This is a genomic window from Piscibacillus sp. B03, from assembly GCF_052246295.1.
Taxonomy (GTDB): Bacteria; Bacillota; Bacilli; order Bacillales; family Alkalibacillaceae; genus Piscibacillus.
The window spans coordinates 72952-88728 of the sequence record NZ_JBQQCO010000012.1 but is presented as its reverse complement, the minus strand read 5'-3'; the positions used below and the strand labels follow the sequence as shown (position 1 = coordinate 88728).

Here is a 15777-nt window from a genome sequence, read left to right as displayed (position 1 = left end):
TCGAGCAAGTAAGATCCCTCAGAGACGATGAGGTTGATAGGTCCGAGGTGGACGCGTGGTGACACGTGGAGCTGACGGATACTAATCGATCGAGGACTTAACTTCGATTTGAAAAGACGTTAAATGACGCTTGGTAGTTCGTATTTAGTTTTGAAGGTTGTTAACCCAACAACTACATAGTCCGGTGGCGATAGCAGAGAGGTCACACCTGTTCCCATGCCGAACACAGAAGTTAAGCTCTCTAGCGCCGATGGTAATTGGGGTGTTTCCCCTGTGAGAGTAGGACGCTGCCGGGCAATTGAAACCAAGAAGTTAAAGCTTCTTGGTTTTTTATATATTAAAATCAGTAAATTGATTAACAAATGTCTTTCTAATTCATCACGGTTCTTTTAAGTATTTGATTACATAATAGTGTTTGGTATAATTAATAACATTAATCATTAATTGACGGCATAATATAATAATTATACAAAAATAGAAAGGGGGAGGGGTTTTTGGATTACATTAATCAATATTTAGGTCACGATTTTGACGTGATGTTAGTTCGGATACTACTAGCAACGATTTTATGTGGTTTGATTGGTTTTGAACGTGAATTAAAAAAGCACTCAGCTGGTTTTAGAACACATATTTTAGTAGGTGTTGGTTCATGTTTAATGATGTTGCTATCAATCTATGGCTTTGAAGCGTTCATAGATACTTATAACAATGTACGTTTTGACCCAGCGAGGATCCCTTCTTACGTTATAAGTGGTATTGGCTTCTTGGGAGCCGGTACAATTATGGTGCATGGCATGACGATTAGAGGTTTAACGACAGCTGCTTCGATATGGACAGTTGCAGGTATTGGGTTGGTCATAGGTGCTGGGATGTACTCCTTAGCTATTTTAGTAACTGCAGTAGTCTTACTAAGTTTAATTTTCTTAAACTCTTGGGAAAAACTTTTCACAAAGAGTAAGTCGGATAATTTCATTCATTTAATCGCAAGTAAAGATGTTCATATCGCAAATGTGTTAAATGTTTTTGATGAGTTTTCATTAGTTGTAAAGCGATTAGAGATTGAAAGTGAAAGTTCTGATCAACGTAATATTTATATAGAACTTGAAAAAAATCAGGAGTTTGAACGAAATGATATCTTAGATGAAGTAAGTAAATTAGAACATGTCACGTATGTGTATGAGAAATAAGCTTTTGTGTCTATTCGGACACGAAGGCTTTTTTAATGGTAAAAATTAAAAACAATTGATTTTTGTTTTAAGCTTTTTGGTTTGCAACAAAATAAAATGTGAGTATAATAAAAGTATAGTCAAAGATAGTCAAAGTCAAATTGATGTTTTTGACTTTTCTCATACTAAATAGTTTGAGGGAGGGATGGGCGATTGCGGAACATATCGGATATTATTGAGTCTTATTTGAAAAAGGTGATTCAATCCAGTAAAAGTGATATGATTGAGATTAAACGAAGCGAAATTGCTGATCATTTCGAATGTGTACCATCTCAGGTAAATTACGTGATTAACACACGATTTACTGTGGAAAAGGGATATATCGTAGAAAGTAAGCGTGGTGGTGGAGGCTATATTCGTATTATGCGAATTAGGCCAAAGTCAAAATCAGAGCTTATAGATGAGTTGTTGATGTTAACAGGTGATCAATTAACACAACAAGCAAGCCTTGATTATATTGCACGATTGTTTGAAGAAGGGATGATTACGGGGCGTGAACAACGGTTAATGAGTAAGATTATGCACCGAGATATTTTATCCATTCCTTTACCCATGCGTGACCAATTAAGGGCAAAGATTTTTAGAGAATTACTCATGACTTTAAAAATACATGATAAATAGGAGGGTGGACAATGAAATGTCAACGTTGTCAACAGAATGAAGCAACTGTTCATTATACTCAAGTGGTCAACGGCGAAAAGACAGAAATCCACCTGTGTGAACAGTGTGCTGAACAAGAAGGTTATATGAATTTTTCTAAAGACAATATGTCAATACATCAGTTGTTAACAAGCATGTTTCCTTTTGATCAAACGCTTAACCAACAACAATCCGTTAACACTAAACAACACCATTTAACTTGTGATAAATGTGGAACGACTTATCAACAGTTCCGTAAACGAGGTAAATTTGGTTGCAGTCATTGTTACCATGCATTTGAGGCTTATTTAAATCCAATCTTTAGACGTGTTCACAGCGGCAACACGAAACATGTCGGAAAAATTCCGAGACGTGTTGGAGGTAATCTGCATAAACAAAGAGAATTAGAACAGTTACAAGATAAATTACAGCAATTAATACATGATGAGGCATTTGAAGATGCCGCACAAGTTCGTGATGAAATTCGTAAATTGAAAGAAGAGCTACAAAGAGATCAGGACGGTGATGCATAATGTCATTACAAAATTTTATCAATGACGCCATTAGTCCCTGGATGAACACGGAAGGCACTGACAATGATATTGTGTTAAGCAGTCGAATTAGATTAGCGCGTAACTTTGAACAGGTGCCATTTCCTACAAGTGGAGATAAAGAAGCATTATCTAAAGTTTTAGAGTATATGGAACAAGAGTTTGACCAACAATATTATAAAGACTTCAAACAGTTCCAGTTGGTTAAAATGAGTGATTTAAAGCCAGTTGAAAAAAGAGTTCTTGTGGAAAAACATCTTATTAGTCCGAGTTTAGCTGAAAAAGATGAGACTGGTGCAGCGTTAATTTCTAAGAATGAGCAAGCTTCTGTAATGATTAATGAAGAGGATCACTTAAGAATTCAGTTATATTACCCTGGATTTGAGTTAAGTGAAGCGTTAGAACGTGCACAAGAATTTGACGACTGGTTCGAAGAAAAGATTCAATTTGCATTTGATGAAAATCGAGGTTATTTAACCAGTTGTCCAACTAACGTAGGTACAGGGTTACGTGCATCTGTGATGATGCATCTACCTGCTTTAGCTATGACAAACCAAATCAATAATTTAATTCCTGAAATTAATAAACTGGGCTTAGTTGTTCGAGGAATATATGGTGAAGGTAGTGAAGCTCAAGGGCAGCTATACCAAATATCCAATCAGATGACTTTGGGTAAATCAGAAGAAGACATTGTTGAAGATCTAAAGAGTGTAGTTAAACAAGTTATTGAAAACGAGCGCCGTGCTCGTGAATGGATTATGGAGCAGTTGGGTATACAGTTAGAGGATAGAATTTTTAGGTCATATGGTATTTTAGCAAACAGCCGAATCATACAATCGATTGAGGCGGCTAAATGTTTGTCTGATCTTCGATTAGGAATTGATTTAGGGTTAATAAAAAATATTTCTAAGACAATACTGAACGAATTAATGGTCTTAACTCAACCTGCTTTCTTACAGCAATATGCAAATAAAACATTGTCACCTAATGAGCGCGATGTCTTTCGTGCGAATTTAATAAGAGAAAGATTACAGCTAGAAAAATAATTGAAGGAGGTCATGTACAATGATGTTTGGTAGATTTACTGAACGAGCTCAAAAAGTATTAGCTCTATCACAAGAAGAGGCAATTCGTTTAGGTCACAATAATATTGGCACTGAACACATTCTTCTTGGATTAGTAAAAGAAGGCGAAGGAATTGCAGCCAAAGCATTACAATCATTAAATGTAACGGCTGATCAAATACAACAAGAAGTTGAACAGTTAATTGGAAGAGGGCAAAATACGTCTCAAACAATTCATTATACACCACGTGCGAAAAAGGTTATTGAATTATCAATGGATGAAGCACGTAAACTTAGCCATTCGTACGTTGGCACTGAGCACATCTTACTTGGATTAATTCGAGAAGGTGAAGGTGTAGCAGCACGTGTGTTTAACAACTTAGGTGTAAGTTTAAATAAAGCCCGTCAGCAGGTTCTACAGTTGCTTGGTAGTAATGAATCGACTTCAAGTCAACGTGGCGGTCAGAAGCAATCTAACAATGCACATACGCCAACCTTAGACTCTTTAGCACGTGACTTAACGGCAGTTGCACGAGATGGTGGAATTGACCCAGTAATTGGTCGTAGTAAAGAAATTGAACGTGTTATTCAGGTCTTAAGTCGCCGTCGTAAAAATAACCCAGTTTTAATTGGTGAACCTGGTGTCGGTAAAACAGCTATTGCTGAAGGGTTAGCACAACAAATTGTTAATAATGAGGTTCCTGAAATTTTACGTGATAAACGTGTTATGACATTAGATATGGGTACGGTTGTAGCAGGCACGAAATATCGTGGTGAATTTGAAGATCGCTTGAAAAAAGTGATGGAAGAGATCCGTCAAGCTCGTAATATCATTCTTTTCATTGATGAGCTACACACGTTAATCGGTGCTGGTGGTGCAGAAGGTGCTATTGATGCATCGAACATCTTAAAGCCAGCTTTAGCACGTGGTGACCTGCAATGTATCGGAGCGACAACATTAGAAGAGTATCGTAAGTATATTGAAAAAGATGCGGCATTAGAACGTCGTTTCCAACCAATTCAAGTAGATGAGCCAACACCAGAAGAATCTAAAAGTATTTTAGAAGGTCTTCGTGATCGTTATGAGGCGCATCATAGAGTTACGATTTCTGATGAAGCTATTGATGCTGCAGTACGATTATCTGATCGTTATATCACGGATCGGTTCTTACCGGATAAAGCGATTGATTTAATTGATGAAGCGGCGTCAAGAGTACGTTTACGTAGTTATACAGCTCCACCTAACTTAAAAGAGTTAGAACAAAAACTTGATGAAGTGAAGAAAGAAAAAGATGCAGCCGTACAAAGCCAAGAGTTTGAAAAAGCAGCATCTTTACGCGATAAAGAACAGAAGTTAAAAGACGAGTTAGAAAAAACGAAAGATCAATGGAAAGAAAAACAAGGTCAAGAAAACTCAGAAGTCACAATTGATGACATTACGCATGTTGTATCAACTTGGACTGGAGTACCTGTTTCTAAGTTAGCTAAGGACGAGACAGAGCGTCTATTAAACTTAGAAGATACGTTACATGACCGTGTTATTGGTCAAGATGAAGCAGTTAAAGCTGTTTCAAAAGCGATTCGCCGTGCACGTGCTGGATTGAAAGATCCAAAACGTCCTATTGGCTCATTTATCTTCTTAGGTCCAACAGGTGTTGGTAAGACAGAATTAGCTCGTGCGTTAGCGGGAGCGATGTTTGGTGATGAAGATGCGATGATTCGTATCGACATGTCAGAGTACATGGAGAAACACTCGACTTCACGTCTTGTAGGTTCACCTCCAGGCTATGTTGGATATGATGAAGGTGGTCAATTAACTGAAAAAGTTCGTACGAAACCATATTCCGTTATTTTACTTGATGAGATTGAGAAGGCACACCCTGATGTATTTAACATTTTACTTCAAGTGCTTGAGGATGGGCGTTTAACAGATTCTAAAGGTCGAGTAGTAGACTTTAGAAATACAGTGTTAATCATGACGTCAAACGTTGGTGCGCATGAACTTCGTCGTCAGAAATATGTTGGGTTCTCAATGGACTCCGATAAAAAAGATGATAAAGAAATGAAATCTAAGATTATGGAAGAGCTGAAGAAAGCATTCCGTCCGGAGTTCTTAAACCGTATTGATGAGACAATTGTCTTCCACTCTCTAGAAGAGAAACACATTAAAGAGATTGTTCGTCTAATGATTAAGCAATTACAAGATCGTCTAAAAGATAATGAAATCTCATTTACGTTAACTGAAAAAGCTATTGAAAAGATTTCTGATGAAGGTATGGACCTTGAGTATGGTGCGCGTCCACTCCGTCGTTCAATTCAAAAAAATGTTGAAGACTTCTTGTCAGAAGAACTATTAAAAGGTAATGTGAAGACAGGTCAAACAGTAGAAATTGATGTAAATGAAGACGGCGAATTTTATGTGACTTCGGTAAAAGAATTAGAAACATCTTAGGTTAAACTGAACGCAGCCGGTGTATTCGCCGGCTGTTTTTTGTTTTTTGGCACCCGTATTATCAACAACTATGTTTAACAGAGCCTTTTTAAAAATAAAAAAATTACATAAATCACCAAAGGAGAGAGTACAATGGCTAAAACAAAAACGGTTTATTTTTGCCAGGAATGCGGTTATGAATCGCCAAAGTGGATGGGGAAATGTCCTGCTTGTCACCAATGGAACACTATGGTTGAAGAAAAAATTCGTCCGAATAAAGGTCAAAGCAAGCATAGTCTTGGTTCTGCCAGCCCACAACGCAAACGTAAACCAAGTGCTATAAATAAAATTACCTCACAAGAGGAAAAGCGAATCGAAACTAAAATGACAGAGTTTAACCGTGTATTAGGTGGAGGAATTGTGCCAGGTTCATTAGTTTTAATTGGTGGTGATCCGGGTATTGGTAAGTCAACCTTGCTTCTGCAAGTTTCATCTCAATTAGCAGCTAAGAAGTTACAAGTTTTATATATTTCAGGTGAGGAGTCTGAAAAGCAAACAAAATTAAGAGCTGATCGGTTAAATATTAAAGAAGATGAGTTATATATTATGGCTGAGACTAATATAGATGACATTATCGATGCTGTTGATGAAATGAATCCTTCGTTTGTGGTTATTGACTCGATCCAGACCATTTATCATGAAGGAGTCACATCTGCTCCAGGGTCTGTCTCTCAGGTTAGAGAGTGCACGGGAACATTAATGAAGTTAGCTAAAACTAAAGGGATTCCAATTTTTATAGTTGGTCATGTGACCAAAGAAGGTTCAATTGCAGGTCCTCGTTTATTAGAGCATATGGTAGATTCAGTCTTATATTTTGAAGGTGAACGCCATCATACATTTAGAATCGTTAGAAGTGTGAAAAACCGTTTTGGTAGTACACATGAGATGGGAATCTTTGAGATGAAAGAAGAAGGTTTAGTTGAGGTTAGCAACCCTTCTGAGATTTTCTTAGAGGAGCGGTCACAAGGTGTCGCTGGATCCACAGTTGTTGCTTCTATGGAAGGTACTCGTCCTATGCTAGTTGAAATTCAAGCTTTGATTTCACCAACTCAATTCGGAAACTCTAGAAGAATGGCAACGGGCTTAGATCATAATCGTGTGCCATTATTAATGGCTGTACTAGAAAAGCGAGCGGGCTTGTTATTACAAAATCAAGATGCTTATGTAAAAGTAGCTGGCGGAGTGAAATTAGATGAGCCAGCTATTGATTTAGCAGTATCGGTTAGTATTGCTTCAAGCTTTAGGGATCAACCAACAAAACCTGAGGATGTGTTTATCGGTGAGGTAGGTTTAACAGGAGAAGTTAGACGTGTATCTAGAATAGAACAACGTGTACAGGAAGCAAGTAAGTTAGGATTTAAACGAATTATTTTGCCTAATAAAAATTTAACAGGCTTTAAAGCACCAGAAGGCGTTGAACTCATCGGTGTTGATTCAGTTCATGATGCATTAAAAGCTGGATTGGAATAATTTTGTATAAATTGTGAATATTTATAATCATTATCATTTGTAACACAATTGACATATTAGTAAATCGGTGTTAGAATAATAAGTTATTTTGTTTTGACGGTAAATAATGCGCGTGTTAAAATTTAGTAAAGCAACGATCGAAGGTTATGGTTTGATGTAATTTTGGCAAAGCTAGATTTAGGAGGTGAATAGGTTGCTGAAAAGAATATTACAGGTCATTTTTGTTATAGCCGGTGGTACCGTTGGCTACTTATATTTCCCTGATCTTTTAGATATATGGGAAGTTGGTAGGCCAGAGTGGTTATATCCTTATCTCGGCATGACGCTAGGAGCAATCATTTTTTATATATTATCTTATTGGCTAGCGGATTATATTGTAGACTTCTTAAAAGTAACAGAGGAAAAGTTAGTAAAAGCACCAGTTGCGGATTTGCTATTTGGTAGTTTAGGTCTTATTGTGGGTCTAATTATTGCATTTCTAGTAAACATTTATCTTCAGGATATTCGTATTACTGTAATTTCTGAAGTACTACCATTATTCGTTACAGTAATCTTGGCTTATTTAGGGTTTCAGGTTGGATTTAAAAGACGAAATGAATTCATTAATTTGATTAGTGTGCCTAAGAAGGAATCGAAGGTTAAGGAGACACAGGGTGTGACTGATGAAGAGTCGTCTATTAAACCTAAGATATTAGATACGAGTGTCATTATCGATGGGCGTATTGCGGATATTTGTGATACGAAGTTCCTTGAAGGGACGATTATTATTCCTCATTTTGTTTTAGAAGAATTACAACATATTGCTGATTCTTCTGATGTGTTAAAAAGAAATAGAGGGCGTCGAGGGTTAGATATCCTTAATCGTTTACAAAAAGATTCACTAGTAGATGTACAAATCTACGAGGGTGATTTTGAAGATATTAGTGAAGTTGATAGTAAGCTTGTAAAGTTAACGAAATTATTAGATGGTGTATTAGTTACAAATGATTATAACTTAAATAAAGTTTCTGAGTTTCAGAATGTTACAGTTTTAAATATTAATGATTTGGCTAACGCTGTTAAGCCGATCGTTTTACCAGGTGAAGAGATGGATGTTCAAGTCATCAAAGCTGGTAAAGAAGAAAAGCAAGGTGTTGCTTACCTAGATGACGGCACGATGATTGTCGTTGAAGACGGTAAGAATTTCATTGGTGATACAATTGATGTCATCGTCACAAGTGTATTGCAAACATCAGCGGGTAGAATGATTTTTGCTAAGCCCAAGGCACTTGAGAAAGCACAATAAATCAGAGTAAAATAAAGGTTGGTACATTTGAAACAAAAGTTAACTCAAGTGTATCAATCTTTTCTTTTTATTAAGAAATTTTAGGAGAATCAATATGGCACGTTATCAAGTAATAGTACTAGCAGCTGGTCAAGGTCGTAGGATGAATGCAGGCAAAAACAAACAGCTATTAGAAATCGACGGTAAGACCGTGATTGAACGTACATTAGATGTTTTTGAAAAAGATGAGTGGTGCGATTCGATCTATGTCGTTGTCCACCAAAATGAGCAAGATTTAATGAAAGAATTAATCGCCCAAAGATATTCAAAAGTTGTTAAAATCGTCATTGGTGGTAAAGAGCGACAGGACAGTGTTCGCCTGGGTGTTATTAATCTAGAAAAACAATTAATCACGTTTGTCCATGACGGAGCACGTCCGTTTGTGACAGAGGATGAGTTACATCGTTTATATAAAGGAACAGAACAACATGGAGCTGCATTCTTGGGAGTGCCTGTAACAGATACAGTTAAACAAATCAAAGATGGAAGAGTTCAAACCTTGAAACGGGATGAATTAGTCGCTGCTCAAACACCTCAAGCTTTTACATATGAGTGGTTGAAGAAGGCTCATGATTATGCATATGAACATCAAGTGTATGCTACAGATGATGTAGCTCTCTTGGAATTTTTGGATTACTCTCCAGTGTATGTACAAGGGTCGCATCAAAATTTCAAAATCACGAATCCTGAGGATATACAAAAAGCAGAAAATATGCTAAAAATAAATAGGTTAGACTAATAATAAGGAGGCGCTTTCGTTGTTCAGAATTGGACAAGGGTTTGATGTACACCAATTGGTTGAAGGACGCCCATGCATCATTGGTGGGGTTGAAATCCCTTATGAAAAAGGTTTATTAGGTCATTCCGATGCAGATGTTTTATTACATACAATTGCAGATGCTGCATTAGGTGCGATTGGTGAAGGGGATATCGGAAAACATTTTCCAGATACAGACCCGGCCTTTAAAGATTTCGATTCGAAACAATTATTAAAAGAAGTGTGGGAAAAAGTTGAAAACCAAGGGTATGAGCTTGGTAACGTAGATTGTACTGTAATTGCCCAAGCACCTAAAATGGCCCCGTATATAGATGAGATAAAATCGCAAGTCGCTAAATTACTAAATGCCGAAACGTCACAAGTTAACGTCAAAGCCACAACAACTGAGAAATTAGGGTTTACTGGACGCAAAGAAGGGGTTGCAGCACAGGCAACCATTTTAATACAACGCAAGCGCTAAATTGTGTACAATAACAGATAATGAAGAGAACGGAAAGGAGCTTTTTTATGGCTGATCAGAAGGTACGTGTGCGTTATGCACCAAGCCCAACAGGACATTTACACATAGGTAACGCTAGAACAGCATTATTCAACTATTTATTTGCGAGGAGTACGAACGGTGAATTCATTATTCGTATTGAAGATACAGACCAAAAACGTAATGTAGAAGGTGGCGACTTAAGCCAGCTGAAGTACTTAAAATGGTTAGGGATCGATTGGGATGAGAGTGTGGATGTTGGTGGAGACCATGGACCATACCGTCAGATGGAACGCTTAGATATTTACAAAAAATATGCAGATGAACTATTAGAACGTGGCTTAGCTTATAAATGCTATATGACAGAAGAAGAATTGGAAGCAGAGCGTGAAGAACAACGTGCAAAAGGGCAAGTTCCAATGTATTCGGGTGCTCATCGTGATTTAACGGAAGATCAAATCAAGCAGTTTGAAGAGGAAGGACGTAAGCCTTCTATTCGTTTCCGTGTTCCAGAGAATGAATCTTATCCATTTAACGATATTGTAAAAGGTGAAATCACGTTTGAATCAAGTGATTTCGGTGATTGGGTCATTATGAAGAAAGATGGTACGCCAACTTATAACTTCGCTGTAGCAGTTGATGATCATTTGATGGCAATTACTCATGTGTTACGCGGGGAAGATCACATTTCTAACACGCCAAAACAGATGATGATTTATCGTGCATTTGACTGGGAAATCCCAATTTTTGCCCATATGACGTTAATCGTAAATGACCAACGTAAAAAATTAAGTAAACGTGATGAGTCTATTATCCAGTTTATTGAACAATATTCGGACCTTGGTTACCTACCAGAGGCACTATTTAACTTTATCGCTTTACTTGGTTGGTCACCAAAAGGGGAAGAAGAGTTGTTCTCTAAAGATGAATTCATCGAAATCTTTGACCCTGAACGCCTATCGACATCACCTGCTGTCTTTGACACTGGTAAATTAAAATGGATGAACAACCAGTATATTAAATCAAGCTCACTAGACCGTGTGATTGACTTAACATTACCTCACTTAATTGAAGCGGGCAAAGTTGATGAGAACGTTAGTGGTGAAGACCGCAAGTGGGTAGAAGAACTAATTGGATTATATAAAGATCAGTTAAATTACGGAGCTGAAATCGTTGAGTTAACTGAGCTATTCTTCAAAGAAGAAATTGACTACAGCGACAACGAAATGGAAGTGTTAAATCAAGAACACGTTCCGAATATGTTAAGTCACTTTCAAATTGAAATCGGTCAAATGGAAGAGTTCACACCGGAGAATATTAAAGCGGCGATTAAAGCGACTCAAAAAACGACTGGTAATAAAGGTAAGAAGCTATTTATGCCAATTCGTGTGGCTGTCACAGGTCAACAACACGGACCAGAACTTCCTAATGCCATTCATTTATTAGGACAACGCACAGTCATGAATCGTTTAAATAAAATTGTAGGCGAGTTAAAACATTCGTAACATATTGGAAGAATCGTATATAATAGAACTATAAGTAAAAGCGTTGATGAGGAGAAGTAGGAATCTACTCTTAATCACAGAGAGAGCTGTGTAGCTGAGAGCAGCTCTTAAGATGGTTTCCGAAATGCACCTCTGAGCCTTCACCCGAAGATTTAAGTACGGTGAAGCGGGTTGTTCCCGTTATCAACTGCAAGTGAGAGGGTTGTTAAGCCTCTAAACAGAGTGGGACCGCGCAAATCGAGCGTCTCTGTCTATTTATATAGACAGGGGCGCTTTTTTATGAGTTTGGTGAAAGGTTTTGCTAATTTGGCGAAAAGCTCTTTAACTTTGACGAAACAAAGTTAAGATTTGGCGAAATAGACTGTTACTTTGGCGAAACATTCACGAAACCCTCGCACATTTTTGGCGAAACATTCACCTACCTTAGCAGAGTTCGTAGGTTATAAACATCAATGGCTTATAACAACAGAGTACAAAGGAGGGAATCATATGATTAAGTTCCTTAAATTATTAAAAGAGGATGTCGACGTCGTGTTCGGTCAAGATCCAGCAGCTCGTAATCGCCTTGAAGTCATGTTAACTTACTCAGGCGTTCATGCTGTGTGGGCACACCGAGTTGCACACGCTTTTCATAAACGTAGATTATTCTTTATTGCTAGAGTCATATCCCAATTCAGTCGTTTTCTGACAGGCATAGAAATTCACCCTGGCGCTAAAATCGGTAGACGATTTTTCATTGACCATGGTATGGGTGTTGTAATAGGTGAAACGTGTGAAATTGGAGACAATTGTACCATCTATCAAGGAGTAACGTTAGGTGGTACAGGGAAAGAAGGCGGAAAACGTCACCCGACACTTAAAGATAATGTTCTAGTAGCTGCTGGTGCGAAGGTTTTAGGTTCTATTACGCTTGGCGAATGGGCGAAGGTAGGAGCCGGTTCTGTTGTACTAAAAGATGTACCTGATAACTCTACAGTTGTAGGGATTCCGGGCCAAATCGTTGTACAAAATGGTGTTAGAGTGAACAAAGAGAACAAAGATTTAAATCACCATAAGCTTCCTGATCCAGTAGCAGAAAAATGTGACACACTAGAGGAACGAATTGTTGAATTGCAGAAAGAACTAAATGAAATGAGAGGAGTGTCAAAAGACGATGACCATCAAGCTTTATAATACACTGACAAGATCTAAAGAGACATTTGAACCAATTGAAGAAAATAAGGTAAAGATGTATGTGTGTGGTCCAACTGTTTACAACTATATTCATGTTGGAAATGCTCGTCCGGCAATTGTTTTTGATACCGTACGCCGTTATTTTGAGTACAGAGGCTATGATGTTGAATACGTATTAAACTTCACAGATGTTGATGATAAGTTAATCAAAGCCGCTAATGAACTAAATGAAGAGGTCCCAACCATTGCGGATCGATTTATTAAAGCTTATAAAGAAGACGTATCAAAGCTTAATGTTAAAGAAGCGGTCCATCACCCGAGAGTAACGGAGTCAATGGATGATATTATCGCCTTCATTGAACAATTGATTGAGAAAGGTTTTGCTTATGAAGCGAATGGGGATGTTTACTTCCGTACAAGATCTTTTGATGAATATGGAAAGTTATCGCACCAATCAATTGATGAATTACGCTCTGGGGCAAGAATTCAAGTTGGTGAGAAAAAAGACGATCCATTAGATTTCGCGTTATGGAAAGAAGCGAAACCAGGTGAGATCTCTTGGGATAGTCCTTGGGGTAAAGGTCGACCGGGATGGCACATTGAGTGCTCTGCTATGGCTCGTAAGTATTTAGGTGAAACCATTGATATTCATGCTGGTGGCCAGGACTTAGCATTCCCGCACCATGAAAACGAGATTGCACAATCTGAGTGCCATAACGATACCACTTTTGCGAATTATTGGATGCATAATGGTTATATTCAAATTGACAATGAGAAGATGTCTAAGTCACTTGGAAACTTCATCTTAGTTCATGAATTAGTAGAAAAACATGACCCAAACGTCGTTCGATTCTTTATGTTAAGCGTTCATTACCGTAATCCAATAAACTTCAACGATGAACTGTTGGCTGAGGCTAAAAATAGTTTTGATCGTATTAAAACTGCTTATCAGAATCTACAACATCGTAAAACAGCGAGTTTAAACTTAACTGAGGACAATAACGAGTGGAAAACTAAGCTTCAAGATTTAAAACAGCGATTCATCGATGAGATGGACGACGATTTCAATACAGCTAATGCCATTTCAGTATTATTTGAGTTAGCTAAAGAAGCAAATATCTATACGCAGCAAGATCAAACGTCAACAACTATTATTGACCTATTCACAGAGATGTTTGATGAACTGACAACAGTGCTAGGATTCTCTTTAGAGGAGAGCGAACTCTTAGATGACCAGATTGAAGCGCTAATCGAAGAGCGCATTCAAGCTAGAAAAGATCGTAACTTTTCTCGTGCTGATGAGATTCGAGATGAATTAAAAGAAAAAGGTATTATCCTAGAGGATACACCACAAGGAACGAGATGGAAAAGGTCATGACGAGCACACATGATGTAAAACAAATGAAAAGTTTAGCATTAGCGTATATGGGTGATGCTGTCTATGAACAATACGTTCGGGAATACTTGATTAGACAAGGAGAAGTCAAACCTCAAATTCTCCACGATCACGCAGTATCCTTCGTATCAGCTGAGGCTCAAGGCTATGTGTTAAGGCGATGGATGGATGAAGAGCTATTAACAACTGAAGAACAAGGTGTGGTTAGGCGAGGGCGTAATGCCAAGTCTAACACGCCTAAAAGTACTGATGGACAAACCTATCGCTTAAGCACAGCATTTGAAGCATTAGTCGGTTACTTATATTTGAAAGAAGATTATGAGCGTTTAGATTACCTTGTTACCCAAGCGATACAAGATTTAGAAGAAAGGAGAGCTTAGCATGAGTGAGGAATGGATTATGGGCAAGAACCCTGTCATTGAAGCACTGAAGTCAGGGCGTCCGATTAATAAAATTTTAATGCTTGAATCCATGGAAGGTCGAGTACAATCTACGATTCTAAAGCAGGCCAAGCAAAACAATGTACTGGTCCAAAAAGTTCCGAAGCATAAATTAGATCAAATAGCAGATCATCACCAAGGTGTTGCAGCTTCTGTAGCAGCTTATGAATACGCAGAAATAGACGATATATTAGCAAAAGCTAAAGATCTAGGCGAGGCGCCTTTCATAATCTTGTTAGATGAATTAGAAGATCCGAGAAATTTAGGGTCTATTATGAGAACAGCTGATGCCGTTGGCGCACATGGGGTTGTGATTCCGAAGCGACGATCAGTTCAGCTTACTCAAACGGTAGCTAAAGCATCAACGGGGGCAATTGAGTATATTCCTGTTGCGCGTGTTACCAATATGAATCAAACAATAGAACGATTGAAAGAAGAAGGTATATGGGTGGTTGGCACAGATGCTAAGGGAAAACATGATTACCGCGAATTAGATTATGATTTACCTTTAGCTGTTGTCATTGGTAGCGAGGGTAAGGGGATTAGTCGTTTAGTATTAAAGAACTGTGATTGGTTAGTGAAGTTACCTATGCGAGGTAAGGTGACATCACTAAATGCTTCTGTATCAGCAAGTTTATTGATGTATGAAGTCTATCGTAGTCGCTTTCCGCTAGGGTGATCCATCATGATTGTACTAGTGGTAGATGGCTACAATATGATTGGGGATTGGCCTGAATTAAAGGTTTTAAAAGATTATCAGCTGGAAGAAGCGAGAAACCGACTAATTGAAATGCTTGCAGAATATAAGGCGTATACTGGGTACCGAGTCATTGTTGTTTTTGATGCATATGATGTTAAGGGTACAGAAAAAAAGCGGGAAGAACATCGTTTAGAAGTGATTTTTACAAAAGAAAACGAAACCGCAGATGAACGAATTGAAAAGCTAGTTAAAGAAGTTAAGAACGTCCAGACGAAAGTCTATGTTGCGACATCTGATTTTGCAGAACAATGGACAATTTTTTCAAAAGGTGCACTGAGAAAGTCTGCGCGTGAATTGTTATTAGAGGTTAGAGAGATTGAATCGGAGATCCAAGAAAGCGTAGAAGAGCACCATACACTACAACCCAAATCCAAAATTCCCCTTAGTGACGATGTGCTAAAATACTTTGAAAAATGGCGTCGTGGCGACAAATAGGAAAATAGCAGTTGACTGAAAATTCACAATTCCTGTATAATGACTTT

At 38.0% G+C, this 15777-nt stretch carries 15 protein-coding genes, 2 rRNA genes and 1 other annotated feature; all 17 genes read left to right on the top strand.

What is annotated here, in order from left to right; all coding sequences use genetic code 11:
* Positions 1 to 105: ribosomal RNA gene (locus tag ACTWQB_RS09920) — 23S ribosomal RNA — on the top strand; the annotation flags it as partial.
* 75 nt (positions 106 to 180) lie between these two features.
* Positions 181 to 296, top strand: a 5S ribosomal RNA gene (gene rrf, locus ACTWQB_RS09915).
* A gap of 240 nt (positions 297 to 536) precedes the next feature.
* Positions 537 to 1187: an MgtC/SapB family protein gene (locus ACTWQB_RS09910; protein ID WP_443139030.1), complete on the top strand. Its 651-nt coding sequence runs from the start codon at positions 537 to 539 to the stop codon at positions 1185 to 1187.
* Between the two features lie 192 nt (positions 1188 to 1379).
* Positions 1380 to 1847, top strand: coding sequence for a CtsR family transcriptional regulator (locus ACTWQB_RS09905; RefSeq protein ID WP_443139029.1), 468 nt, complete (start codon positions 1380 to 1382; stop codon positions 1845 to 1847).
* An 11-nt stretch (positions 1848 to 1858) separates the two neighbouring features.
* Positions 1859 to 2398, top strand: a complete 540-nt coding sequence (locus ACTWQB_RS09900; protein WP_443139028.1) for a UvrB/UvrC motif-containing protein — start codon at positions 1859 to 1861, stop codon at positions 2396 to 2398.
* The gene (locus ACTWQB_RS09895; RefSeq protein WP_443139027.1) at positions 2398 to 3462 is read left to right on the top strand and encodes a protein arginine kinase; all 1065 of its coding nucleotides are present in this window, start codon (positions 2398 to 2400) and stop codon (positions 3460 to 3462) included. The genes ACTWQB_RS09900 and ACTWQB_RS09895 overlap by 1 nt, the downstream gene beginning before the upstream one ends.
* A gap of 19 nt (positions 3463 to 3481) precedes the next feature.
* Positions 3482 to 5932 (top strand): ATP-dependent protease ATP-binding subunit ClpC, encoded by a 2451-nt coding sequence (gene clpC / locus ACTWQB_RS09890; protein WP_443139026.1) that lies wholly within the window; start codon positions 3482 to 3484, stop codon positions 5930 to 5932.
* Positions 5933 to 6064: 132 nt separating this feature from the next.
* Complete coding sequence (gene radA, locus ACTWQB_RS09885) at positions 6065 to 7441, top strand: DNA repair protein RadA (RefSeq protein WP_443139025.1); 1377 nt, start codon at positions 6065 to 6067, stop codon at positions 7439 to 7441.
* 193 nt (positions 7442 to 7634) lie between these two features.
* Positions 7635 to 8726 (top strand): PIN/TRAM domain-containing protein, encoded by a 1092-nt coding sequence (locus tag ACTWQB_RS09880; protein WP_443139024.1) that lies wholly within the window; start codon positions 7635 to 7637, stop codon positions 8724 to 8726.
* Positions 8727 to 8820: 94 nt separating this feature from the next.
* The gene (ispD, locus tag ACTWQB_RS09875; protein ID WP_443139023.1) at positions 8821 to 9504 is read left to right on the top strand and encodes a 2-C-methyl-D-erythritol 4-phosphate cytidylyltransferase; all 684 of its coding nucleotides are present in this window, start codon (positions 8821 to 8823) and stop codon (positions 9502 to 9504) included.
* Positions 9505 to 9523: 19 nt separating this feature from the next.
* The gene (gene ispF, locus ACTWQB_RS09870; protein ID WP_443139022.1) at positions 9524 to 10003 is read left to right on the top strand and encodes a 2-C-methyl-D-erythritol 2,4-cyclodiphosphate synthase; all 480 of its coding nucleotides are present in this window, start codon (positions 9524 to 9526) and stop codon (positions 10001 to 10003) included.
* Between the two features lie 47 nt (positions 10004 to 10050).
* The gene (gene gltX / locus ACTWQB_RS09865; protein WP_443139021.1) at positions 10051 to 11526 is read left to right on the top strand and encodes a glutamate--tRNA ligase; all 1476 of its coding nucleotides are present in this window, start codon (positions 10051 to 10053) and stop codon (positions 11524 to 11526) included.
* Positions 11527 to 11560: 34 nt separating this feature from the next.
* Positions 11561 to 11778: a binding site (T-box leader), on the top strand.
* Between the two features lie 237 nt (positions 11779 to 12015).
* Positions 12016 to 12699, top strand: coding sequence for a serine O-acetyltransferase (gene cysE / locus ACTWQB_RS09860; protein ID WP_443139020.1), 684 nt, complete (start codon positions 12016 to 12018; stop codon positions 12697 to 12699).
* Positions 12680 to 14077: a cysteine--tRNA ligase gene (gene cysS, locus ACTWQB_RS09855; RefSeq protein WP_443139019.1), complete on the top strand. Its 1398-nt coding sequence runs from the start codon at positions 12680 to 12682 to the stop codon at positions 14075 to 14077. The genes cysE and cysS overlap by 20 nt, the downstream gene beginning before the upstream one ends.
* Complete coding sequence (locus ACTWQB_RS09850; RefSeq protein ID WP_443139018.1) at positions 14074 to 14475, top strand: Mini-ribonuclease 3; 402 nt, start codon at positions 14074 to 14076, stop codon at positions 14473 to 14475. Before cysS ends, ACTWQB_RS09850 begins: the two co-directional genes overlap by 4 nt.
* A 1-nt stretch (position 14476) precedes the next feature.
* Positions 14477 to 15214 (top strand): 23S rRNA (guanosine(2251)-2'-O)-methyltransferase RlmB, encoded by a 738-nt coding sequence (rlmB, locus tag ACTWQB_RS09845; RefSeq protein WP_443139017.1) that lies wholly within the window; start codon positions 14477 to 14479, stop codon positions 15212 to 15214.
* Positions 15215 to 15220: 6 nt separating this feature from the next.
* A complete protein-coding gene (locus tag ACTWQB_RS09840) occupies positions 15221 to 15730 on the top strand; it encodes an NYN domain-containing protein (RefSeq protein ID WP_443139016.1) in 510 nt (169 codons plus the stop codon).
* The last annotated feature ends 47 nt before the right edge of the window (positions 15731 to 15777 follow it).